The organism is uncultured Sulfitobacter sp., assembly GCF_964021855.1.
Taxonomy (GTDB): Bacteria; Pseudomonadota; Alphaproteobacteria; order Rhodobacterales; family Rhodobacteraceae; genus Sulfitobacter.
In genome coordinates this window covers 379,138-402,605 of sequence record NZ_CAXHZD010000001.1, presented here as the reverse complement: position 1 = coordinate 402,605, position 23,468 = coordinate 379,138, and the positions used below count along the sequence as shown (strand labels likewise).

The window sequence follows — 23,468 nt, the reverse complement described above, 5'->3', positions numbered from 1 at the left end:
TCTAACCGGCAGAAAACGCATCAGATGCTGCGATGGCCAACCCGTCAACGATGGCGGTCATCGCGGCACCCCGATGCAGTTCAGCTTGCGGAAAGGCGCGGCGCATCGCCATGTCGATCACGCCCATCAGGCTCGACCCGCCAACGAAAATCAGCTTGTTCACATCTTTAGGTTCAAGGTCGGTCTGCGCCACAAGGTCGGTCGCCACCTGCGCAATGCTGTTCGCCATCTCATTCAAGGTTGCGGCCATCATCGCGGGCGGCAGCGGCACGCGCAGACCCCGCTCAAGAATATCCAACTTGATCTCGGGCGGCGCGGTCGCAGCCATATCATTCGCGGCGATTTTCCCTGCCTCGACCGCAAAGGCGATGTCGTGGCCCAGCTCGTCTTCCAGCACCTTGACCAGACGGTTTAGCAAATCAGGTTCAACCGCATATTTCGCCAAATCATCCACCGCACGGCGTTGTTCGCGCGTATACAGGAACGGGATCTTTTGCCATGTCGCCAGATCGGTGAAAACCGCATGGGGGGCGGCATGGGTTTCACTGCCGAACACATGTTTGATCTGACTGCCCATGCCAAGATGCGGCATGACGTGATGCAAGCTTAGCTCGCGGTCGAAATCAGTGCCGCCCAAGCGCAGGCCCTTGCTGGCCAGAATATCAATGCCCGCGTCACCTTGCTGGCGGAAAAGCGTAAAATCCGACGTACCGCCACCGATATCCACGATCAGTCCCAGATCGCCCGGCTCCAGCACCGCGCGGTTGGCCAGCGCTGCGGCTTCGGGTTCGGGCATGAAACGCACGTCTTTGAACCCGGCCAAATGATAGCATTCGGTCAGATCGGTCAGCGCTTGGGCATTTCGCGCGGCATCGGCGCTGTGAAACATCACCGGACGGCCCGACAGCGCACGGTCGAATGTTTGCCCTGTGGCGGTCTCAGCACGATTCTTCAGCTCGGCCAGAAAACTGGCAACGATGGCGATAAAATCCATCCGTTTGCCCAGCAACATCCGGCTTTCGCGCATCAATGATGTCCCAAGCAAGCTTTTGAGCGCGCGCATATACCGCCCCTCATCGCCGCCGATCAGTGCCTTTTGGGCACCGCGGCCATAGATGATCCGTTTTTCTTCGGCGTCGAAAAACAGCGCTGTGGGCAGGGTGTTTTCGCCCGATTCGACATCAATAAGGTGGGGCACGCCATCGATGGCATACCCCGCCGCCGAATTGGACGTGCCGAAATCAATGCCCAAAGTGGAAGATACCGCGGCCATAATGCACCCCTGCCAGATAAAGCGAAGCTGGCGCATAAACCGCCAGAACAGTCGGCACAATACAAATCTGTAACCAGCAAGGCAGCGCTGGCCAAACTGTATCTAACTGAGTAGTCTTCGGCCCATAAAGTTAACAGGAGACACCGATGTTCCATCTTCGCTCACTTATTCTTGGCACTTGTACTGCCGCGCTGATGGCCGGCGGTGCCGTTGCAAAAAGCGATATCACCGTCGCGATGCAGCTAGAGCCGCCGCATCTTGACCCAACCAGCGCCGCTGCGGGCGCAATCGATTCAGTTCTGTATTCGAATGTATTCGAAGGGCTGACCCGCTTTATGGGGGACGGTTCGGTCGTGCCCGGCCTCGCCAAATCTTGGGAAATCTCCGAAGATGGTCTGACCTATACGTTCCGTTTGCAAGAGAACGTGACCTTTCACGATGGCACCACAATGGACGCCAATGATGTGAAGTTCAGCCTTGACCGCATTAATGCCGAAGACAGCGCCAACGCCCAAAAGGCCCTGTTCAGCGCCATTTCCGAAGTGAACGTGATTGATCCGTCGACTGTGGAAATCAAGCTGAGCGCGCCAAACGGTAACATGCTGTTTAACCTTGCTTGGGGTGATGCCGTGATCGTGGCACCTGAAAGCATCGATAACATCAAACAGCTGCCCATCGGCACTGGCGCGTTCAAGTTCACCAGCTGGACCCAAGGCGACAATATCAAGATCGAAAAGAACCCCAACTATTGGGGTGCGCCTGCTGCGCTGGACGTGGCGACGTTCAAATTCATCTCGGATCCGACCGCCGCTTTTGCGTCGGTGATGGCCGAAGATGTCGACGTGTTCACCGGTTTCCCCGCGCCCGAAAACCTGCCCCAGTTCGAGGCTGACCCACGCTTTCAAGTGTTGGTCGGATCGACCGAAGGCGAAACCATTCTGGCGATGAACAACAAGCAAGCGCCGTTCGACAACGTCAAAGTCCGCGAAGCGGTCGCCCACGCGATCAACCGCCAAGCCATCATTGACGGCGCGATGTTCGGATATGGCACGCCCATCGGCACCCATTTCGCACCGCATAACCCGGCATATGTCGATGAAACCGGGATCAGCGCGTTTGACCCTGAAAAATCCAAGGCTCTGCTGGCCGAGGCGGGTTTCCCCGACGGGTTCGAAACGACGCTTGACCTGCCGCCCCCATCCTATGCGCGCCGTGGAGGCGAGATTATCGCCGCACAGCTGGCCGATGTGGGGATCACGGCCAAGATCAACAACGTCGAATGGGCGCAATGGCTTGAGACTGTGTTCAAGGGCAAGAACTTTGGCCTAACCATCGTCAGCCACACCGAACCCATGGACATCGGTATTTACGCCAACCCGGATTATTACTTCCAATATGATAATCCTGATTTCCAGGCGCTGATGACCAAACTGAACGCAACCACAGACGAAGACATGCGCACCCAGATGATGGGCGAAGCGCAGCAAATCATCTCGCAGGATTATGTGAACGGTTACCTGTTCCAGCTTGCTGCGTTGGGGGTTGCCAAGTCTGGCGTTCAAGGGCTTTGGACAAATGCGCCGACCCAAGCGGTAGATTTGACTGGCGTCAGCTGGGCCGACTAAAGCACCACAACACTGAGTATTATGCTTTAAACGCCCCCGCTTTGCGGGGGCGTTTTTCATTTCAGCGCCCGTTTTTCAACGGCTGTGAACTTCATTGTTGACTTAGTTCGATCTCGAACTATTAATGTTCGATATCGAATGAATGGAGATTCTCAATGAAACGCAGACATTTTCTTAGCCTTATCGGAGGCGGCACAATTGTCGCCGTTTCGGCCGCAACCGGCGTGATCGCAACCCGTAAAACACAAACCGCGCTTCTTCCTTGGGACTCGGCGGGCACCCAGTATTCTGACCCGCGCAAACGTGCGCTGTCTTGGGCCATCTTGGCCCCGAACCCGCATAACCGTCAGCCTTGGATGGTTGATCTTTCCGAGCCGGATCAGGCGACCCTCTATGTCGATACCAGCCGGATGTTGCCGCACACGGACCCGTTTAACCGGCAAATTACCATCGGGCTTGGCTGCTTTATCGAAATGGCGCGCTTGGCTGCCTCTCAGGATGGTATCCGCATGACGGCACAACTGTTTCCTGACGGATCAGACGCCGCAGCGCTTGATGGCAGACCCGTCGCCATCCTGAAATTTAGCGGCACCGCACCGAAAGATCCGCTTTTCGCATATGCCTTGAACCGTCGCTCTCACAAGGTGCCGTTTGATACATCAAAAGCCGTGGCACCGGATACCCTGCAAACCGTGCTAGACGCCGCTGTCCAAACCCAAGTCAATGGCAGCGTCCTGCCCAGGCATGTCCAAGCGTTGCGCACATTGACCCACGAGGCATTACGGATCGAGGTCGAAACCCCAAGAACCTATGTCGAAAGCGTCGATCTGTTCCGCATTGGTGCAAAAGCTGTGGACGCAAACCCAGATGGCATTGATTTCACCGGACCTGTGTTTGAACTTTTGGGCGCTGCCGGGATGATGGAACGCGAGGCGCTGTTGGATACATCGTCGGCCTCTTACAAAGAAGGGATGAAAGCGATCTTTGCCAATACGGACACCGCCATGGGCCATTTGTGGCAAGTAACCCCCGCGAATTCGCGGCTCGACCAGATTACCGCCGGTCGCGATTGGCTGCGTATCAACCTGGCCGCGACCTCTCAGGGGTTGGCAATTCAACCGCTCAGTCAGGCGCTTCAGGAATATCCTGAAATGAAAGGCATCTATGAGGACGTTCATACGCAATTCGCGCCCGATGGCGGAACGGTTCAAATGCTTGCCAGAATAGGCTATGCAGCCTCTATTGCCCCAAGCCCGCGTTGGCCCCTAGAGGCAAAATTGATCTGAGGCCGCCTTTGAACGATCCACGTACAACACTGTTCCGCATTTTCAACGAGATCGGAATTATCACACAATTGGGGACCGCTGTGCTTGCACGGCGGTTGCCCGACGGGCTGCACCCGTCCCAGTTCAATCTGCTGGGAAATCTTGCCCGACTTGGCGATGGAAAAACCCCCGCCGATCTGGCGCGCGCATTTCAGGTGCCCAAACCGTCGATGACAAACACACTGATGCAGCTTGAAAAACGTGGGCTGATCACGATGCATATCCATCCCGATGATATGCGCAAAAAACAGATATTCCTGACCGATGCTGGCCGGACCTTATACCTTCAGGTCATTGCGGAAATGCAAGAACCCATCTCGCAACTTGCCGCTGATATAGACGGGCTTGAGGGCATTTTACCGATACTTCAGCAGCTGCGCCAGAAGATGGACAACAACCGCGATATCTAGGCAGGCGTTAATAGGCCTGATCCCAGTATGTCCAAAATTAGCACGATCCTTAAATGAAAAAACGGGCGCAACACTGCGCCCGTTGATACTCGTTACTCAAATACGCTTACTTGGTGCCGGGAAGGCCAGCTGCGGCTTCGCCAAGAGTCGCGTCAAGGTTGATCTCGCAAGTGCGGTACAGCTGCTCGGTTGCGGTTACAACTTGGGCTTCTGCTGTGGCATTCGATGCAGCGGTGTTGCCACCGGTTGCTGCAACGGCTTTGGCTTCGCCATCAATCAGTGAGCCTTCTTCAGAAGCGCCATCGGTTGCTGCGCGTGCTGTTACGTCTGTGGATGTGTCTGTCGCCTTGGCGCTGTCTTCCATGGACTCACCGTTATAGCCGTCGTTGATCTCGGCGATTGCCAGTGCGGCAACAGTTGCCTGATCCTCAGAAGACAGTTGGTTGAATTGGGCGCAAGTCATATTTGGATCGGCGTGAGCCGCCGCAAATGCTGGTGCGGACATGGTACCCATCAGGGTGGCGAATGCGATTGTTTTAAAAGTAGTAGTCATCGTTAAGCTCCTTATCACTCATTTCTGCCGTCTCAACTCGACCATTTGCTTAAAGGTTCCGATTTTTATTGCCTGTTCTGATATCCTTTTTTATTTCAGGCGGTTAAAAGCCGTCAATTCAGCGCTGTTCAACGCTTTCTTATCTGGACGCATGGAAAATCCGCGCCTAACCTAGCGAAATGTTGCGCTACACAATGAAAAGATTGATCTCTCTTTGCATCAGCCTTGCTGTGGCGTCTTTGGTCATTTTCACTGTCATTGAAATCGCGCCCGGCGATCCGGCATCGTTCATGCTGGGCATAAACGCACAGCCCGAAACTTTGGCCGCGCTGCGGACTGAATTGGGGTTAGAATCCTCCAAGGTCGAACGGTACTTGTCTTGGGTCGGCGGGTTGCTGACCGGTGATTTTGGCACCTCCTATACCTACCGGACCCCCGTCGCCGATATGATCGCGGCACGGTTATGGGTGTCGCTGCCGCTGGCGCTGTATGCCTTGGCGCTGTCCACGTTGATCGCATTTCCCGCTGGTATTTACGCCGCATCCCGCCGGGGCGGTGCTGGCGATCTGGGCGTTATGGGGGCCACGCAGCTGGGCGTCGCGGTCCCGAACTTCTGGTTCGCCATGATGCTGGTGCTGATCTTTGCTATCAACCTAAGGTGGTTCGCCGCTGGTGGGTTTGTCGGCTGGGACAAGGGGCTATGGGCCGGCCTACACGCGCTCACCTTGCCGGCAATCGCTCTGGCCCTACCGCAAGCCGCCATTCTGGCACGGGTCATGCGGTCTGCATTGCTGGATGTTCTGGGCGAAGACTACATGCGCACCGCCCGCGCCAAAGGTCTGACCGCGCGGCAGGCGCTGTGGCGGCACGGGCTGCGCAACGCGCTGATCCCCGTGCTGACCATCATCGGTTTGCAGTTTTCGTTCCTGCTGGCGGGCGCAATCATCATCGAACAGGTGTTCTATCTGCCGGGGTTGGGACGGCTGGTGTTCCAATCAATCTCGGCACGCGATCTGATTGTCGTTGAATCCGTCGTGATGCTGCTGGTGTTTTCCGTGATCGTGGTCAATTTCTTGGTCGATCTGGCCTATGCCGCCGTCGATCCGCGTCTAAGGTCACGCACATGAACCGCAATCTGATTATCGGCGCTGCCCTGACCGGCGTGTTCATTCTGGCCGCACTGCTGTCGTTCATTTGGACGCCCTTTGATCACACCGCGATGGATATCCCCAACAAGCTGCAGGGAATCGGCGGCGAACATATTCTGGGCACCGACCATTTTGGCCGCGATATTCTAAGCATGATCATGGTCGGCGCGCGTACCTCTATCGCTGTGGCGCTGGTTGCTGTGGGGATCGGCATGGGGCTGGGTATCCCGCTGGGCCTGTGGGCCGCCGCCCGGCGCGGGTCATGGGTGGACGAGGTGATCATGCGCGGCAACGATCTGATCTTTGCCTTTCCGTCACTCGTTATTGCCATTCTGATCACGGCGATCTTTGGCGCCAGCGCGATCAACGCCATTATTGCCATCGGTATTTTCAACATCCCCGTCTTTGCCCGCATTACCCGCGGCGCAGCACTCAGCCTGTGGGAGCGTGAATTCATCCTTGCCGCCCGCGTCGCTGGAAAATCCGCCACGCGCATCTCGGTCGAACATATCCTGCCCAACGTCACCAATCTGCTGATCGTTCAAAGCACCATCCAGTTCAGTCTGGGTATTCTGGCCGAGGCTGGCCTGTCCTACGTCGGTTTGGGTGCCCAACCGCCAACACCGTCCTGGGGCCGGATGCTCGCCGATGCGCAAACGTTGGTGTCAATCGCGCCGCATATGGCGCTGATCCCCGGCTTTGCGATCATCCTGACGGTGTTGGGGCTTAACCTGATGGGCGACGGGCTGCGCGATTATCTGGACCCACGGCTGCGGGTGACGCGCGTATGACCTTGCTTAGCATCACCAACCTGTCGATCGCCATTCACGCCTATCCGATCTTGCATGATGTGACGATCTGCGTCGATCCGGGCGAAATTGTTGCCGTGACGGGGGAAAGTGGGTCGGGAAAATCCATGACCGCCCTCGCCGCCATGCAATTGCTGCCCAAAGGTGCCCAAGCCACCGGCCACATTATGCTGGGCGATCAGGATTTGCTAAAACTGTCTGAACAGGAACTGTGCAACATCCGCGGCAACGACATCGGTATGGTGTTCCAAGAACCGATGACCGCGCTAAACCCTGTGCAGACCATCGGCGATCAGGTCGCCGAAACGATCCGCGTGCATGACCGGTCTGTATCGCGCCGTGATGCCTCGGCCCGCGCGGCCGAAACCTTGGAACGGGTCGGGCTCCCTCAGGCCAAATTCCCGCTCAGCCGCTATCCCCACGAATTGTCCGGCGGCCAACGTCAACGCGTTGTTATCGCGATGGCCATCGCCCTGCGGCCCCGGTTGCTGATCGCCGATGAACCGACCACGGCGCTGGATGTTACCACGCAGGCGCAAATCCTTGACCTGCTAAAATCACTGGCCAAAGCCGACAATATGGGCCTGCTGATGATCACCCATGATCTGGCCGTTGTGGCCGACATGGCCGACCGGATTATCGTCATGCGCAAGGGCGAAATCGTCGAACAAGGCGAGACCCAAGCGCTCCTGCGCGAAATGCGCCACCCCTATACGCAAATGCTGTTTGCGGCATCCAATCACAAGGTCGCACTGCCCGCAGCACCCCCGCCCACACCATTGCTTGAGGTGCAAAATGTCAGCCGCGATTACCGCCTGCCGCGCACCACCGTCTTTGGCAGCCCCGGCACATTCCGCGCCGTTAACAACGTATCCTTTACCCTAAGACGCGGCGAACGTTTGGGCCTTGTCGGTGAATCCGGCTGCGGAAAATCGACCCTAACACGGGCAATATTAGGGCTAGAACAAGTACAAGACGGCGCAATCACCTTGGACGGGGAACCTGTTTTCACCGGAAACAAACCGAACCTCGCCGTGCGTCGCAAAATGCAGGTCGTGTTCCAAGACCCCTTTGGCAGCTTCAACCCGCGCCACCGTGTCGACCGCCTGATTACCGAACCATTTCACCTGCTAGCCGACCCACCCAAAGGGGCCGCCCGCGACGATGCCATCGCCGAGGCGCTGACCGCCGTCGGCCTGACACCAGACGACGCGCATAAATACATTCACGAATTCTCGGGCGGTCAGCGCCAACGCATCGCCATCGCCCGCGCTCTGATCATCCGCCCCGACCTGATCCTGTTCGACGAAGCTGTGAGCGCGCTTGATGTCTCCGTTCGCGCGCAAATCCTCGATCTGCTGGCCGATCTGTGCAAGGCCTACGATTTGACCTACCTGTTCATCTCGCATGATCTGTCCGTCGTGCGCACCATCACCGACCGCGTGTTGGTCATGAAATCCGGCCAGATCGTTGAGCAGGGCGACACCGAAACCGTGTTCGAAACCCCACAACATCCCTATACGCAGGCGCTTCTTGCGGCCGCGCCAGTCCTGCCGGAACTCGGGGGCGCGACCCCATGACCCTGTCCATCGCCCCCGTTTCCGAACAAGATCGCGCCGTCCTGGATGACCTCGCCAAGGCATATTTCGCCGAAATCTTCCCAGACGGGCCCAACTATTACCCCTCCGCGCTGAACCGCTACTGGATTGAAAAGGGCCGGCATCCTTATGTGATCAATCTTGATGGTGCGCCCATCGGCTTTGCCCTTGTCTGGAACCACCCCGATGGCACCCATGAACTGGCCGAATTCACGATCCATCCAGATCACCGGCGTCAAGGGGTCGGCACGCAAGCGGCCTATCTGGTGTTCAACGCGCTTGGTGGGGATTGGACGCTGGGCGTCGTCGAAAATTCACCCGGCAGCATGGCGTTCTGGGAACAATGCTTGGCCGAATGTGAAAATGCCTGCGAGATTACGACTGGCCCGCCCAAAACGCCGCATCAATGTGGCAGCTTCAATTTTAGGGTTGAACGCCAATAGCTTAACCCGAAATGTCACAAGATATGCACCCATAACTTCTTTCTTACGCCACTTGGCGGGGGCCAAGAACCTGCGTAGCATGCACCCGACACCCACCAAAAAAGGAGCCCCAACATGCGACTGACAGGAAAAACCGCAATCGTGACCGGAGGTGCCTCCGGCTTTGGGGCGGGCATCGTGCGCCGTTTTCTCCAAGAAGGCGCGCGTGTCATGGTGGCCGATATCAACGGCAACGCTGCCCAGCAATTCGCGACTGAAATGGGCGATCACGCCCTTGCCCAACAGGTCGATGTCGGTGATGGCACATCGGTCCAAGCGATGACCCAAGCCGCGCTTGATGCTTGGGGCCATATCGACATCCTGATCAACAACGCAGGCGTATCCCACATGCCTGCACCCCTTGAAACCATCAGCGAAGAAGACTTTGACAGGGTCACTTTGGTGAATATGAAATCTGTTTACCTCACCGCCCGCAGCATCGTGCCGCATATGAAACAGCGCCAGTCCGGCGCGATCCTCAATGTTGCTTCCACCGCAGGCGTCTCCCCACGGCCCAATCTGAACTGGTATAACGCCTCAAAGGGCTGGATGATCACCGCCACAAAAACGATGGCCGTTGAACTTGCCCCCCAAGGCATCCGCGTCAACGCGATCAACCCCGTTGCCGGCGAAACGCCCCTGCTGAAAACCTTTATGGGCGAAGACACTCCCGAAATACGCGCCAAATTCCTGTCGACCATCCCGCTGGGCCGTTTCAGCCAACCCGAAGACATGGGCAACGCGGCGCTATTCCTGTGCTCGGACGAGGCAAGCATGATCACCGGCGTCGCAATGGAAGTCGACGGCGGCCGTTGTATCTAGGGGTCTTTCATTTTGCCAACTAAACTCCCCGCGGAGCGTCCCGCACTCTCAACAGGCACAGATTTATGAAAACCGGGCCCAAAAACCTGATTACCGATGTCGCTGGCCTTTATGTCGGCAATGCCCAAGATGATGCCCTGAAATCCGGCACGACCGTTCTGCTGGGCGACCATCCATTCACCGCGTCTGTTCATGTCATGGGTGGCGCGCCGGGCACCCGCGAAACCGATCTTTTGGCCCCTGATAAATCCGTCGCTGCCGTGGATGCCTTGGTATTGTCCGGGGGCTCTGCCTATGGGCTGGATGCCTGTTCCGGCGTGGTGGACGGGCTGCGCGCTGCGGGGCGCGGGTTTCAGGTGGGGCCTGCCACAATTCCCTTGGTGCCCGGCGCGATCCTGTTTGATCTGCTGAACGGCGGGGAAAAAGACTGGGGCGAAAACCCCTACAGATCCCTTGGCCGTGCAGCACTAGATGACGCCAGCGACAGTTTCGCGCTCGGCACAGTGGGCGCAGGGACAGGCGCGCTCAGCGCGATGGTCAAGGGCGGGCTCGGCTCCGCCTCTTTGCAGCTTCCCGACGGCACTATGGTTGGCGCGTTGGTCGCAGCAAACCCCGTGGGTGCCGTGACCACGCCCGGGGATCGCCATTTCTATGCCGCCCCGTTCGAGATGAACGGCGAATTTGGCGGTTTAGGGCCTGATATGAGCAGCGGCTTGGGGCTGAGTATGGACAGCCGCAAAACCGCCGCCATGTCGCCGCGCGAAAACACCACCATTGCAATCGTTGCCACAGATGCGACCCTAACCAAAGCACAGTGCAAGCGGATGGCCGTTGCGGCCCATGACGGCATCGCCCGCGCAACCGTCCCCGCACACACGCCCCATGATGGTGATCTGGTCTTTGCGCTCAGCACCGCAGATCACGAGGTTGATGATCGCATGCTCCTGCTTATCGGCCACGCCGCATCCCTGTGCCTTGCCCGCGCAATTGCCCGCGCGGCGTACGAGGCGACCCCAACCTCCAATGACCTGCTGCCCTGCTGGAGAGACTTGAATGCCTAAGCTGTCCCTGCCTGACATCGCCCTGCATTACGAGGTCAGCGGCACTGGCCCCCCGCTGTTGATGATCGCAGGTATGGTCAGCGACAGCGCAAGCTGGGCACCACTAATTCCCTTGTTAGAGCCTCATTTTACCCTGATCCGGCCCGACAATCGCACAACGGGCCGGACCACGCCGGTTGATGCGCCAGTCTCGGTCAGCATTTACGCACAAGATTGCGCCGCGCTTTTGGATCATCTGGACATACCGCAGGCCCATGTTTTGGGTCACTCAATGGGCGGAATGATCGCGCTTGAAATGATGCAGGAATTGCCCACAAAAATCGCCAGCCTGACCCTTGCCGCCACTGCGCCCATCCGCCTGACCCGCAACTTGCACCTGTTCAAAGCACTGCTTGCGATCCGTCAAAGCGATGCAGCCCCAGATACGTGGCTGCGCGCGTTCTTTCCGTGGCTTTTCGCCCCTGCCGTCTACGATATTCCGGGGGCCGTGGATGATGCCACTGCTGCGTCACTGGCCTATGCCCATGCGCAAACGGTGCAGGGCATGGCGCATCAGTTGCAGGCGTTAGAGGGCTATCAACCAACAACTCTGCCAGCTGAATGGCCCGTCCCTGCCCAAGCTTTACTGGCCGCAGATGACATGCTTATTCCGCTGCCCTTGGCCCAATCAGCACTGGAAGGATTGCCGGTTCATATCGTCCCTAACGCGGGGCATTCCATCCATTGGGACGCCGCTGACACCGTTGCCGCACATGTGAAAACCCTTGCACAGACCCATCCGATAAAGGGGGCATTATGACCACCGATCTATATGGCTTGCCAATCACCACGCAGAACCCGCAGACGGTGCAGGGGATCAATGATTTCATCCACGGCTTTATCGCCTATGAGACCAAGGCCCCCAATATCATCCCGACCGCCGATGCGGACCCTGATTGCGGGCTGGCCAATGCCTATGCCGCAATGCTGTGGATGTTCCTCGAAGCCCCCGCCGCCCCTGCAAAGGCCGCGCCCTATATGGCCCGCGCCCGCGCTGCGACGCCGGGCACCGCGCGCGAGGCGCAGGTGATCGACGCTATCGGTCACTGGGTTGATGGCGATATCCCTGCGATGCTTGCGGGGTGTGATGCCATCACAACCGAACACCCCCGCGATGTGGTGATGCTCAAGCTCGCGCAGTACCATCTGTTCAACACAGGCGATGCGGCGGGCATGTTGCGCTTTGCCCTCAAGGCGCTGCCGGACGCCGCCGATATTCCTTATGTCCACGGCATGATCGCCTTTGGATACGAGCAATGCCACCTGCTGGACGACGCCGAAACCGCCGCGCGGCAGGCCATGGCCCTGCGCCATGACGAACCTTGGGCGCACCATGCATTGGCCCATGTTATGTTGACCCAAGGGCGCGTGTCCGAAGGGGCAGAGTTTCTGGAAAGCGTCGCGAATACTTGGCAACAGCTCAATTCCTTCATGCGCAGCCACAACTGGTGGCATCTGGCGTTGTTTTACCTGTCGCAGGGCCGTCACGAGGACGTGCGCCGCGCTTATGACACGCATATTTGGGGCCTCGAAAAGGATTATTCGCAGGATCAGGTCGGCGCGGTTTCAATGCTGGCGCGGATGGAGTTTGCAGGGGTCAGCGTCGGCGATCGTTGGGATGATGTGGCGGATCACATCGCGCTGCGCGGTCAGGACACGGTCAGCGCCTTTCTAACGCTGCAATATCTCTATGCGCTTGGCCGCACCGCCCGGCCCGAAACGCAATCCTTGATGGCCGCGATCGAGGCACGTGCCGCAGATACTACCCAATATGATCACGTCGCTTGGGCCGAGGTCGCCTTGCCCGCCGCCCGTGGGATCATCGCCCACAGCGAGGGGGATTGGCCCACCGCGATTGCGCAACTGGGTCAGGCATTGCCCCGCATGGCGGAATGTGGCGGCAGTCATGCGCAGCGCGACCTGTTTGAACAAATCCATCTGGATGCCTTGGTTCAGGATGGCCGCGCCTCTGCCGCGCAACAAGTGCTGGAAATGCGCCGGACCTATGACCCCGACGGCGTGCCGTTGAACCTGTTGCTGGGGGATATCTATGAAAAATCCGGCCTGCCCGAACAGGCGGCCAAGGCCCGCGCGCGTGCTGAAAACACACGGGCTACGGTGGGATCACGGTAAGCGAAAGCGCATAAAAAAGCCCGCCCAAGTTTTCCAACGGGCGGGCTTTTTCTACATGTTAGGATCGATTATTCGGTTGCGGGTGCTTCTTCTTCGCCCATGTCTTCGACCGCTGCAGGGGACACGCTTGCCAAATAGGCCGCGACATCCTCACCGCCCTTACGCAGCTTGAACGACATCTTGGATTTGGCTTTGCTGTCATCCAGTGTTTCGCGCAGGAAATCGACAGGGTTGGTCATATAGGCGGCCAGGGTTGCTTCGTCCCAGATCAGGCCAGCCTCGCCTGCTGCAACCAACGATTTACCGTATTTAAAACCCTCAGCGGATCCCGCTTGACGCCCGACAACATTATAAAGGTTCGGGCCGGTTTTGCCGCCTTTTTGAATAACTTCGCCCGCGTCATCCACAATCGCATGGCACGCCTTGCATTTGCGAAAGTTCTTTTCACCCGCGGCGATATCGCCCGCGCTGTGACTGCCTGCAAAAACCGGTGCGGCAAAGACAGTTGCTACAAGTGCTGTATAGATCAATTTCATCAGTAATCTCCCTAGAAACCTATACGATCTAGATAGCGCAGGGTGGCACTAGTCAACATCGGCAGGTCGGCGGGTTCTAACTGGCGTCGGGCTGAAATTCGGGCAATGCGTCGTTCAGCGCAGGGATCGCCAAACAGTTTTCATGGATGCGCCGGATCGTTGGATAGGGGGTCATATCCACGTCAAACCGTGCGTTATTGATAACCTGCGCATAGAGACACAAATCGGCCAATCCCACCTTGTTTTTATGGCAAAAATCGCCTGTTTCAGGCTCGGATGACAGGCGATTTTCCAGTGCCCCCATGCCCGCGCTGGCCCATTTCCGAAACCACGCGGCCTTGCCATTTGCGTCGACGCCGAACTCGGACTCGAGGTGTTTTAGGATGCGCAGATTGTTCACCGGATGGATGTCTAATGCGACAATATGCGCAAGGCTGCGGACCCGCGCACGGCCCCAAGGATCAGCAGGCAGCAACGGTGGCTCGGGATGCACCTCGTCCAGCCATTCGATAATGGCCAGCGATTGCGGCAATGCGCCTTGCGGCGTCACCAAGGTTGGCACCAGCCCTGACGGGTTCAGCGCCAGATGCGCTGCGCTCGCCTGTTCGCCCTTGAGCAGGGACAGGGGGATATAATCAAACGCCAACCCCTTGAGGTTCAGCGCCGCCCGCACCCGAACCGAGGTTGAGCTGCGGAAATAGTTATGCAGCGCCAGACCGGTCATGCGCGCGGGCCGATTGTGACCTCTAGCGTACCGATGCCGTCAACGCCGCCCGTGACCACATCGCCCGCGACGATTGCGCCAACGCCCGCCGGTGTGCCGGTCATGATGATATCGCCCGGTGCCAGCGTCATTGATCGCGACAGGATCGACACATGTTCGCGCACAGACCAGATCAGATCGGCCAGATCGGCATCTTGTTTCGTCTCACCATTCACGGCCAGCCAGATGCGCCCGTTTTCCACCGAAGGTACGTCAGCAATCGGAACAATCGGCGCGATGGGGGCTGAGTGATCAAAGGCTTTGCCCCAATCCCACGGGCGACCCATCGTCTTGGCCTCGTTCTGGAGATCGCGGCGGGTCAGGTCGATCCCGACCGACGCGCCCCAGACATGATCCATCACGTCATCTTCGGCGATATCGCGGCCACCTTTGCCAATGGCGATGATCAACTCGATCTCGTAATGCAGGTTTTCGGTCAGCGGTGGATAGGGGACGGTGCACGGCGTATCCAGCGCGGCATCGGCCGGTTTGGTAAAGAAAAACGGGGCCTCGCGCGTCGGGTCTTTGCCCATTTCAATCGCGTGGGCCTCGTAATTGCGCCCGACGCAAAAGATACGCCTTACCGGAAACCGCTTGTCCGAACCCTTGATCGCCAGGCTTGCCTGTTCGGGGGGGGCGAATGCGTAAGTATCAGAGGTCATGGGCGGATCCTTTTAGCCGTTTAGGCCAAGGGATAGCGCCCAATTTTGCCGGCGTCATCTGATTATGGATTAAACCTGCACTTTAATGCGCCGCAGCCGCAAGGCGTTGGTCAGCACGAAAACCGATGAAAACGCCATCGCTGACGCGGCAAGGATCGGTGACAGTAAGATGCCGAACAGCGGATACAGCACGCCCGCCGCAACAGGGATCAGCGCCACGTTATACCCAAAGGCCCAGAACAGGTTCTGACGGATGTTGCGCAGGGTTTCCTGCGACACCGCAATGGCGCTGTTTACCCCGGTCAAACTGCCCGACATCAGCACCACATCAGCCGATTCAATGGCCACATCCGTGCCGGTGCCAATCGCAACGCCCACATCAGCATGGGCCAAGGCAGGCGCATCATTGATCCCGTCCCCGACAAAGGCGATGTGACTATCCTGCCCGCGCAACTGGTCCAACGCGGCGATTTTGCCATCGGGCAACACCCCTGCGACCACATGATCAATCCCCAAGCGCGCCGCGACGCTTTGCGCTGTTTTAGGGTCATCGCCAGTGATCATCGCAACCTTGATCCCACGATCATGCAATGCCTCTATCGCGGCTTTGCTGTCTGGTTTGATAGGGTCAGATATCGCGATCAACCCCGCCATTTTCCCAGCGATTGAGACATAAAACACCGTTTCGCCCTGCTCCGCGCGGGTATCAAATTCGGTCGCGAACTCGGATGTATCGACCTTCAACCCCTCCATCAGCCGTGCGTTGCCGATGTGAATTTCCTGCCCGTTCACCGATGCGGTGACGCCTTGGCCGTTGATGGCCTGAAACCCCGTGGCCTCGGGCAGGGTCATGTTCTTGGCCGCGGCGGTAATCGCGCTGGCAATCGGGTGTTCTGACTGCGTTTCGACGGCAGCGACATGCGCCAACAGGCTGTCGCGCGACCGGCCTGATGCGGGGATCAATGCGGTCAGCGCCGGGCGTCCTTGGGTCAGCGTGCCGGTCTTATCAAAGGCCACGATATCGACACTGCCAAGCCCCTGCAAAGCATCGCCTTTGCGGAATAACACGCCCAGTTCAGCCGCGCGGCCTGTGCCCACCATGATCGATGTCGGCGTCGCCAGACCCATCGCGCAGGGGCAGGCGATGATCAGCACGGACACGCCCGCGACCAACGCATGCGACAGCACCGGCGACGGTCCGAATATTGCCCAGACCGCCACGGTCAACAGCGCCACAACCAGAACAGCGGGCACAAACCAAAGCGTCACGCGGTCGACCAACCCTTGGATCGGCAGCCGCGCGCCTTGGGCCTGCTGCACCATCCGAATGATCTGCGCGAGGGTCGTATCGTCGCCCACCGATGTCACGCGGCAGGTCAGACTGCCGGTGCCGTTCACCGTACCGCCGGTAACAGGGTCACCCGCCGTTTTGCGCAGCGGCATGGGTTCGCCGGTGATCATGCTTTCGTCGATACCGGATTCACCGCTGATGATCGTGGCATCGGTTGGCAAACGTTCGCCCGGACGGATCAGGATTTCATCCCCGACCACAAGATCCGCGATATCAACATCAACCCAGTCCGACCCGCGTTTGACCCGCGCGGTGTTGGGTTGCAGCCCCATCAATTTCTGGATCGCCGCCCCCGTGCGCCCCTTTGCCCGCGCCTCAAGCCAGCGGCCCAGCAGGATCAGCGCGATGATTGCGGCTGCGGCCTCGAAATACACCTCGCGGGCGATGGCGGGCAAAAGCTGCGGCAGGAACAACGCGACGGTCGAATAGGTAAACGCCGCACCGGTGCCCAAGGCGACGAGACTGTTCATGTCAGGCGCACCGCGCAACAGCGCGGGTATGCCAACCGTATAAAACTTGCGTCCCGGCCCAAGGATCAGCACCGCCGTCAGCACAAACTGTATCAGCCAGCTGCCCTGTTGTCCGATGGTGCTGGCAATCAACATATGCATCGCGTGGAACATATGTGCGCCCATGGCCAACACGACCACAGGCAGCGCCAAAGCGGCTGCGAAATAGAAGGCGCGCGCGCCTTCCTCAGCTTCTTCACGCCGTTTTACGGCTTGGTTCTGGGTCGTGTCTTTGGTCGCCGCCGTCGCGGGATACCCAATGTCGCTCGTCGCTTTGGTAAGCGCGTCGATCCTCAAGGCACCCTGCGGATAGGTCACCATCGCCGTGTCACTCGCCAGATTAACGCTGACCTCGGTCACGCCGGGCACCGACCGCAGCGCCTTTTCAACACGCGCGGCACATCCGCCGCAGGTCATTCCATTGATCGAAAGGGTTTGTGTTTGATCCAGCGCCATAACATGCATCCTAAATCTGGTGTACCTCACCCATATATGATGCCGGATACAAAGTTGAACAGTGGGTAACGCACATCGTGAGGACACCCCAATAAAAAACCGGCGTCAGCGGATTAGCCCACGCCGGTATTACTCACTGCACCTGAACCGATAGTGTTCAACGGCGGATCAAGGTTCTTTCGTATCGCCGGGCCTGCTGTCATCGGGATCGTCGATCAATTCGGCGTCTTCAATGTCAGACCGGGTCGCGACAGGCGGTTTGGCATCTGCGCCGGATTTATCCTCTATACCGCCCACAATCAGCGGCAGCATTTGCAGCCCGCCGGGCATTGCGACTTCGGATAGGGGCGGAGTTTTCCACGCCAAAGTATCAAAGCTGTGGCAATTTTCGCAGGTCGGGGCCCATGCCGCGTGAATATGCTGGCAATTCTCGCAAATCCACTGCGGGCCGCGCGACACGGTCAGCGCCCGGGCAAGCCAGCCTTTGACGATGGTGTCAGACGCGCCTTCGCCCCGCTCACTTGCGGCCATCAAGGTGACGGACCGCGCGGTGGGGTCGGTTTCCACCAGATCACCCAAGGACCGCCGCGCTTGGGGGAAATCCTCGTTTGCGATGTTCAGTTCGGCCAGCAACATCTTGGTTTCCGGATGATCCGGCTGCAGTTTGGTCAGGGTGGTGAACCGCTTCAACCGCTCGCTGGGGCTTTCGTCGGGCGCGATGGCGGCAAAGGCGGCGGCCAGATCGGGATGCGGGTGAACGGCCCATGCTTTTTTCAGCAGCCGCGTGGCGTATTTTGGTTTGCCTTCGTCGATAAACCCATGTGCGGCCATGACGGCGGCAGGGATCAGATCGGGCGACAGGCGGTTCGCCTCGATCGCCGCTTCACGTGCTTCGATGCTGTTGCCATGGGCAAACACATCTTTTGCCTCGGACAGGGCCAGAACGGCGTCGCGACGTTTGTGCACATCACGGGGCAGTTGCCCGTTTTTCAGCTTGGTGTTCAGGGTGTCGCGGGCACCCTTCCAATCTTCTTTTTCGGCCTGAAGCTTTAGCAGCACATCGCCCGTCTCTTCATGCTTGGGCTTTAGGGCAAAGGCCTTCTGCGCGAGCTTCAGCGCCGTATCCGTATCCCCATCGGCCAATTTTTGCTTCATGATGCCACGCACGCCGACAAAACGTGTCGCGTCATTTTCCACCATCTTGCGATAGGATTCTTCGGCCAAGCGGCGGTCGCCAGCCATCTCGGCGGCCTGCGCGATCAACAGGTTGGTCAGTTCCGGCTTTTCCAGATATTTCTCAGCCTTGGCTGCTTTGCTGAGCGCGACATGCCCTTCGCCGCTGGCCAACGCCATCAACCCTTGGGACAGCGCCTCGTAGCCTTTTCTTTCGCGGTTGCGGTCAAAATAGCGCGACATCGCGGTTTCATCACCATTCAGGAAATGCCAGGTCGCCACCAAAAGCGCGATGATCTTGAGCAATAGCCAAACCGCAACCACCAACAAAATAACCGCAATGACAGATTGCAGCGGGCCAAAGCTGTATTCGGTGCCCATGACCGTGACCTGCAACCCGCCCGTGCTTTCCATAAGGAAACCAGCGCCCCATGCCAGCGCAGCAATCGCAACAACGAACAGAACGATCTTAATCAGTGACCAAAGCATATTAGGTTCCTTAGTTTGCCGTCAGGCGCTGCGACAGGGTATCAAGGGCATCTTGCGCAGCTTGGCGGGTTTGCGCATCCGCAATCCAATCGGCAAGAGGGGCTTTTGCGCCATCGGGTAATGCGTCAACCTCGGTCAATGCCTCGGCCAGCTGACCGCGGCGCATTGCGTCTTCGGCGCGTGACAGGATCGCATCGGGGTCATCGCCCGCACGTGGGGTAACAGACCGCGCGCCAAGCTGGTTTTTCAGGAATTGCCCCAACCCACCGCCGGTACCTGCGGGCGCATCAGCGCGCGCGGCAGTTAATGCGTCACGCGCCGCATCTGGAAAACGGTCCTGCAAATTGGTCATGGTGACAACGCCGGTTTCAGCGGCATCGATCAATGCTGGCGGCACGTCTTGAACGCCATTGGCCTGCAAATCGGAAATCTCGGCGGCAAAGGGCTGGCCGGTGCTTACTGCTGCAACAATCCGTGCAAGGGCGGTTTGCGCCGCCGCAGATTGGGCCGCTTGCTCCGTGGCTTCTTCAACGCTTAGGGCATCCTCCAGCATTTTCTGGATCTCTGCCCGTTGGATTTCAACGGATGTTTTCAACGCAGCCAAATCCGCCTCAAGCCCTGAGGTATCAAGCTGCGAAGCCTCGCCCGCAACAGGTGCGGGACGGTTTGCGATTTCGTCGACACGGGCAGTCAGATCGGCAATCGCGGAATCAATGGCGCTGGTATCGGGCGCGGGTGCCGGTTCTGCGGTCGTTTGTTCAAGCGTTGCGATCCGCCCCTCTAGCGCGGCAAGGTCCTGCACCAGCGGGGTTTGCGTGTCTGTTTCACCGCGCAATCCCAACAGGTCCAGCTCGGCAGCGGCAAAACCGATCCCGCCCGCAACAAGTCCACCCAAGACCAATGGGAAAAACACGCTGCCCCGCTTTTCTGGCGCAGCTTTGGTGTCAGGTGACGCCGCAGGGGGGCTGGAGGGGGTGGTCGGTGCCGCAGCTTTTGCAGCCGCAGGTGATTTCTCAGCCTTGGGCTCGGTCGTAGCTGTTTCGGTCTTGGTCACCGTTTGCCCGCGCTCCGCAGGTTTCGGGCTGTCCGCCTTGGGCGCATCAGCTTTTTCGGCAGGTTTCGCCACGGTCGACGTCTTGGCCGCTCCCGTCGAAGCGGCCTTTGCCGCCGGGGGGGTGGATGCCGTGCTAGACGATGGTGCAGGTGCTTTTGCAGCTTCAGTCTTTACCGTCGGCTTGGCCGTTTTCGCCGTCGTTTTACCGGCGGTTTTTGGCTTGGCTGCGGCGGTGGAGGCGCGCGAAGTTGGATTTTCCGCAGGTTTCTCCCCGCCCGTGCTCGGAGTGTTCGCTTTCGCCACGCTTGGCACCTTTCCGATTCTCGTTAATTGTCAGGCAGTATTACACAACCTTAGACAGCATTTGGGTTGGTCTTCAAGATAACGTGGCCCAATCCAGAGCAGTTTCAAGTGCATCATACATGGATGCGCTGTTGGGCGCGTCAGCCACTATCAATTTCCTTGCGCCACAAGATGCAAGAGGTTTCGCAACGGCATCGCTAAGCGCGATGATAACGAGGTTTTCAACGTTTGTGCAAAAGGTTGCGAAATGCGTCGCTGTCCGGGGCGAAAAGATCGTTACAATGCAAGGCGCTTTTGCGGATATCGCCTGCTGCGCGGCGGGGGAAAGCGGCAAAAGCTGTTGATCGTAAACCGCGATGGCATCGGTCTGAACGCCCGCGCCTGACAGCCGCGCCGCGATATCGCCGCGCTGATGCACACCGCTGATATGGATCAAGGGGCCTAGGGGCGGCGTATTCGCCAGCTCTTTAATCAACTCTTCTGCATTTTGGCCCGAAACACTGGCGTTCCATCCGTTTTCACGTGCGGCATGGGCGGTGCGTTCGCCCACACAATAGGCAATGCGCCCCGTCCCCGGCGGTGAATATGCCACACCATTGGCCGAGGTGAAAATAACGCCGCGATAGCGGGCAATATCCAGATCGGCCCCAGTCGGCGCGATTTCCAGCAACGGACTGATAAGAGCCGACAGCTTTGCCCGCACTTCGGGCTTCATCCCGTCGATGAACCGTTCGGAATCCGGGGCAGGTCGGGTCATGATCAGCACAGGCAGCGACATTCGGCAGCAGCACCCCAAGGATTGTTCCGTCTGTCCCAAGGTGTTACTTGGCCAAGGTCACCCTTGCAACGGAAACGGCCATGATTGTTCTAGGATTAGAAAGCAGCTGCGACGATACCGCTGCCGCCATCGTGCGCCATCAACCCGGCGCAGATGGGGTTGTTTTGTCATCTGTTGTGGTTGGGCAAACCGATCTGCACGCGGCTTTTGGCGGTGTTGTCCCTGAAATTGCCGCCCGCGCCCACGCGGAAAAGCTGGATCTTTGTGTTGAGCAGGCCTTAGAAAAAGCGGCTCTAACACTGGGAGAAATCGATGTGATCGCGGTGACGGCCGGGCCGGGTCTGATCGGCGGGGTACTGTCTGGCGTCATGTGCGCCAAGGGGTTGTCGGCCGCAACTGGCAAACCGCTATACGGCGTTAACCATCTGGCAGGTCACGCGCTTACGCCGCGCCTGACCGACAACGTGCCCTATCCCTATTTGATGCTTTTGGTGTCGGGCGGGCATTGTCAGTTTCTGCTGGTGCATGGGGCAGACAGGTTTGAACGGCTGGGCGGGACCATCGATGATGCCCCGGGCGAGGCCTTCGACAAGGTCGCGCGCCTGATTTCCCTGCCACAACCCGGTGGCCCCGCGATTGAAAAGGCGGCGTTGAGCGGTGATCCGAAACGCTTTGCCCTGCCGCGCCCGCTGCTGGATCGGCCCGATTGCGACATGTCGTTCTCGGGCTTGAAAACCGCCGTGCTGCGCGCCCGTGACAAAGTGATCGCAGAAAAGGGTGGGCTGACCGTTCAGGATCAGGCCGACCTTGCCGCCGGATTTCAAGCCGCCGTTGTGGATGTATTGGCGGAAAAGACTCGGCGCGCCATGGCGATTTATATGGAGCACACCCCCGCTGACCCCGCCCTGTGCGTCGCGGGCGGTGTTGCCGCGAACACGGCCATTCGCCACGGGTTAGAGACTGTTTCGGCCAAGAACAACGCGCGTTTCATCGCGCCGCCGCTTGCGCTGTGCACGGATAATGCCGCCATGATCGCATATGCCGCGGCAGAGCAAAGCAGCCTGCGCGACCCCGACGATCTGACGCTATCCGCCCGCCCCCGCTGGCCGCTGGATACCAACCAACCATCGATGTTGGGCAGCGGCAAAAAAGGGGCAAAGGCATGAGTATCGCAGTTCTTGGCGCAGGTGCATTCGGGACAGCACTGGCCATTTCGCTGGCGCATAAAGGGCCGGTTTCGCTGTGGGCGCGTGACAGCGGCAGCATGGCGCAAACGCGCGAAAACACAAAGCGATTGCCGGGCTGCCCCTTTCCCGACCAGCTGTTTGTGACCGAATCCATTGCAGATGCCGCAAAGGCCGACATTATTTTGGTCGCCGTGCCCATGCAAAAGCTGCGGGGGTTTCTGACCCAGAACGCCGGATTTCTGGATGGCAAAAATATCGTCGCCTGCTGCAAAGGGATCGAACTGGAAACCGGGCTTGGCCCCATCGCCGTGATCCGCGAAACACTGGCGCAAGCGGTGCCCGCCATTCTGACCGGCCCCAGCTTTGGCGCGGATATCGCGCGGGGCTTGCCGACCGCGCTAACACTGGCATGTGAAAACGCCGACGTGGGCAAAACGCTGCAAGCCGCACTTACAACAGAAAACCTGCGGCTTTACCGCACAACCGATACAATCGGCGCTGAGTTGGGCGGTGCGTTAAAGAATGTCGTCGCGATTGCCTGCGGTGCCGTGATGGGTGCCGGTTTGGGCGAAAGCGCACGCGCCGCTTTGCTAACCCGTGGATTTGCTGAAATGCAGCGGCTGGCCAAGCATCTAAAGGCCCGGCCTGAAACGCTGGCTGGCCTTTCCGGCTTTGGCGATCTGGTGCTGACCTGCACCTCTGCCCAGTCGCGGAACTATCGACTTGGCCTCGCCTTTGGGGAAAACCAGCCCTTTGACAGCACCACAACCGTCGAAGGGGCGGCCACCGCCCGCGCTGTTGATGCGCTTGCGCAGGAACAGGGCCTTGATCTGCCTATCACCGCGGCCGTTGCAGGGTTGGTCGAGAACCGATTAGATGTGCCCAGCGCTATGAAATCGCTTTTGACCCGTCCGCTAAAGGAAGAATAA

At 58.7% G+C, this 23,468-nt stretch carries 22 protein-coding genes; 13 read left to right on the top strand and 9 right to left on the bottom strand.

The window, feature by feature from the left end:
- Nucleotide 1: 1 nt before the first annotated feature.
- Nucleotides 2-1,273 (bottom strand): Hsp70 family protein, encoded by a 1,272-nt coding sequence (locus AADJ11_RS01895; protein WP_341232867.1) that lies wholly within the window; start codon nt 1,271-1,273, stop codon nt 2-4.
- A 146-nt stretch (nt 1,274-1,419) separates the two neighbouring features.
- Here AADJ11_RS01895 and AADJ11_RS01890 point away from each other — a divergent pair, with 146 nt between their 5' ends.
- The 3 genes from AADJ11_RS01890 (at nt 1,420) to AADJ11_RS01880 (ending at nt 4,633) form a co-directional block, all read left to right on the top strand.
- Entirely contained in the window at nt 1,420-2,898 is a 1,479-nt protein-coding gene (locus AADJ11_RS01890; RefSeq protein WP_341232866.1) for an ABC transporter substrate-binding protein, read from the top strand.
- 155 nt (nt 2,899-3,053) lie between these two features.
- Nucleotides 3,054-4,184 carry a twin-arginine translocation pathway signal protein gene (locus AADJ11_RS01885; RefSeq protein ID WP_341232865.1) on the top strand — a complete coding sequence of 377 codons (1,131 nt, stop codon included), beginning with the start codon at nt 3,054-3,056 and terminating at the stop codon, nt 4,182-4,184.
- A gap of 8 nt (nt 4,185-4,192) precedes the next feature.
- Nucleotides 4,193-4,633: a MarR family transcriptional regulator gene (locus tag AADJ11_RS01880; protein ID WP_341232864.1), complete on the top strand. Its 441-nt coding sequence runs from the start codon at nt 4,193-4,195 to the stop codon at nt 4,631-4,633.
- 106 nt (nt 4,634-4,739) lie between these two features.
- On the opposite strand, the gene AADJ11_RS01875 is transcribed toward AADJ11_RS01880, so the two are convergent.
- Nucleotides 4,740-5,186, bottom strand: a complete 447-nt coding sequence (locus AADJ11_RS01875) for an HdeA/HdeB family chaperone (protein WP_341232863.1) — start codon at nt 5,184-5,186, stop codon at nt 4,740-4,742.
- Between the two features lie 179 nt (nt 5,187-5,365).
- On the opposite strand from AADJ11_RS01875, the gene AADJ11_RS01870 reads away from it, so the two are divergent.
- The 8 genes from AADJ11_RS01870 (at nt 5,366) to AADJ11_RS01835 (ending at nt 13,278) form a co-directional block, all read left to right on the top strand.
- On the top strand, nt 5,366-6,313 hold the full coding sequence (locus AADJ11_RS01870; RefSeq protein ID WP_341232862.1) for an ABC transporter permease: 948 nt from the start codon (nt 5,366-5,368) through the stop codon (nt 6,311-6,313).
- Nucleotides 6,310-7,125 carry an ABC transporter permease gene (locus AADJ11_RS01865; RefSeq protein ID WP_341232861.1) on the top strand — a complete coding sequence of 272 codons (816 nt, stop codon included), beginning with the start codon at nt 6,310-6,312 and terminating at the stop codon, nt 7,123-7,125. Before AADJ11_RS01870 ends, AADJ11_RS01865 begins: the two co-directional genes overlap by 4 nt.
- Complete coding sequence (locus AADJ11_RS01860) at nt 7,122-8,723, top strand: dipeptide ABC transporter ATP-binding protein (protein ID WP_341232860.1); 1,602 nt, start codon at nt 7,122-7,124, stop codon at nt 8,721-8,723. Before AADJ11_RS01865 ends, AADJ11_RS01860 begins: the two co-directional genes overlap by 4 nt.
- Nucleotides 8,720-9,184, top strand: a complete 465-nt coding sequence (locus AADJ11_RS01855; RefSeq protein ID WP_341232859.1) for a GNAT family N-acetyltransferase — start codon at nt 8,720-8,722, stop codon at nt 9,182-9,184. The genes AADJ11_RS01860 and AADJ11_RS01855 overlap by 4 nt, the downstream gene beginning before the upstream one ends.
- 114 nt (nt 9,185-9,298) lie before the next feature.
- A complete protein-coding gene (locus AADJ11_RS01850; RefSeq protein WP_341232858.1) occupies nt 9,299-10,045 on the top strand; it encodes an SDR family oxidoreductase in 747 nt (248 codons plus the stop codon).
- 65 nt (nt 10,046-10,110) lie between these two features.
- Nucleotides 10,111-11,106, top strand: a complete 996-nt coding sequence (locus tag AADJ11_RS01845; protein WP_341232857.1) for a P1 family peptidase — start codon at nt 10,111-10,113, stop codon at nt 11,104-11,106.
- Nucleotides 11,099-11,905 carry an alpha/beta hydrolase gene (locus tag AADJ11_RS01840; protein WP_341232856.1) on the top strand — a complete coding sequence of 269 codons (807 nt, stop codon included), beginning with the start codon at nt 11,099-11,101 and terminating at the stop codon, nt 11,903-11,905. Before AADJ11_RS01845 ends, AADJ11_RS01840 begins: the two co-directional genes overlap by 8 nt.
- Nucleotides 11,902-13,278 (top strand): tetratricopeptide repeat protein, encoded by a 1,377-nt coding sequence (locus tag AADJ11_RS01835; RefSeq protein ID WP_341232855.1) that lies wholly within the window; start codon nt 11,902-11,904, stop codon nt 13,276-13,278. The genes AADJ11_RS01840 and AADJ11_RS01835 overlap by 4 nt, the downstream gene beginning before the upstream one ends.
- A 68-nt stretch (nt 13,279-13,346) precedes the next feature.
- Here AADJ11_RS01835 and AADJ11_RS01830 read toward each other — a convergent pair whose 3' ends face one another.
- The 7 genes from AADJ11_RS01830 to AADJ11_RS01800 all read right to left on the bottom strand — a co-directional run bounded on the left by AADJ11_RS01830 (nt 13,347) and on the right by AADJ11_RS01800 (nt 21,352).
- Complete coding sequence (locus AADJ11_RS01830; RefSeq protein ID WP_341232854.1) at nt 13,347-13,814, bottom strand: cytochrome C; 468 nt, start codon at nt 13,812-13,814, stop codon at nt 13,347-13,349.
- Nucleotides 13,815-13,890: 76 nt separating this feature from the next.
- Nucleotides 13,891-14,538, bottom strand: a complete 648-nt coding sequence (gene maiA, locus AADJ11_RS01825) for a maleylacetoacetate isomerase (RefSeq protein ID WP_341232853.1) — start codon at nt 14,536-14,538, stop codon at nt 13,891-13,893.
- Nucleotides 14,535-15,239 carry a fumarylacetoacetate hydrolase family protein gene (locus tag AADJ11_RS01820; RefSeq protein ID WP_341232852.1) on the bottom strand — a complete coding sequence of 235 codons (705 nt, stop codon included), beginning with the start codon at nt 15,237-15,239 and terminating at the stop codon, nt 14,535-14,537. Before AADJ11_RS01820 ends, maiA begins: the two co-directional genes overlap by 4 nt.
- A gap of 69 nt (nt 15,240-15,308) precedes the next feature.
- A complete protein-coding gene (locus tag AADJ11_RS01815; protein ID WP_341232851.1) occupies nt 15,309-17,555 on the bottom strand; it encodes a heavy metal translocating P-type ATPase in 2,247 nt (748 codons plus the stop codon).
- 168 nt (nt 17,556-17,723) lie between these two features.
- Nucleotides 17,724-19,217, bottom strand: coding sequence for a heme biosynthesis HemY N-terminal domain-containing protein (locus tag AADJ11_RS01810; RefSeq protein WP_341232850.1), 1,494 nt, complete (start codon nt 19,215-19,217; stop codon nt 17,724-17,726).
- A gap of 10 nt (nt 19,218-19,227) precedes the next feature.
- Nucleotides 19,228-20,574, bottom strand: a complete 1,347-nt coding sequence (locus AADJ11_RS01805) for a mitofilin family membrane protein (RefSeq protein WP_341232849.1) — start codon at nt 20,572-20,574, stop codon at nt 19,228-19,230.
- 73 nt (nt 20,575-20,647) lie between these two features.
- On the bottom strand, nt 20,648-21,352 hold the full coding sequence (locus AADJ11_RS01800) for a uroporphyrinogen-III synthase (protein ID WP_341232848.1): 705 nt from the start codon (nt 21,350-21,352) through the stop codon (nt 20,648-20,650).
- 80 nt (nt 21,353-21,432) lie between these two features.
- Here AADJ11_RS01800 and tsaD point away from each other — a divergent pair, with 80 nt between their 5' ends.
- Complete coding sequence (tsaD, locus tag AADJ11_RS01795) at nt 21,433-22,518, top strand: tRNA (adenosine(37)-N6)-threonylcarbamoyltransferase complex transferase subunit TsaD (protein ID WP_341232847.1); 1,086 nt, start codon at nt 21,433-21,435, stop codon at nt 22,516-22,518.
- Entirely contained in the window at nt 22,515-23,468 is a 954-nt protein-coding gene (locus AADJ11_RS01790; protein ID WP_341232846.1) for an NAD(P)H-dependent glycerol-3-phosphate dehydrogenase, read from the top strand. The genes tsaD and AADJ11_RS01790 overlap by 4 nt, the downstream gene beginning before the upstream one ends.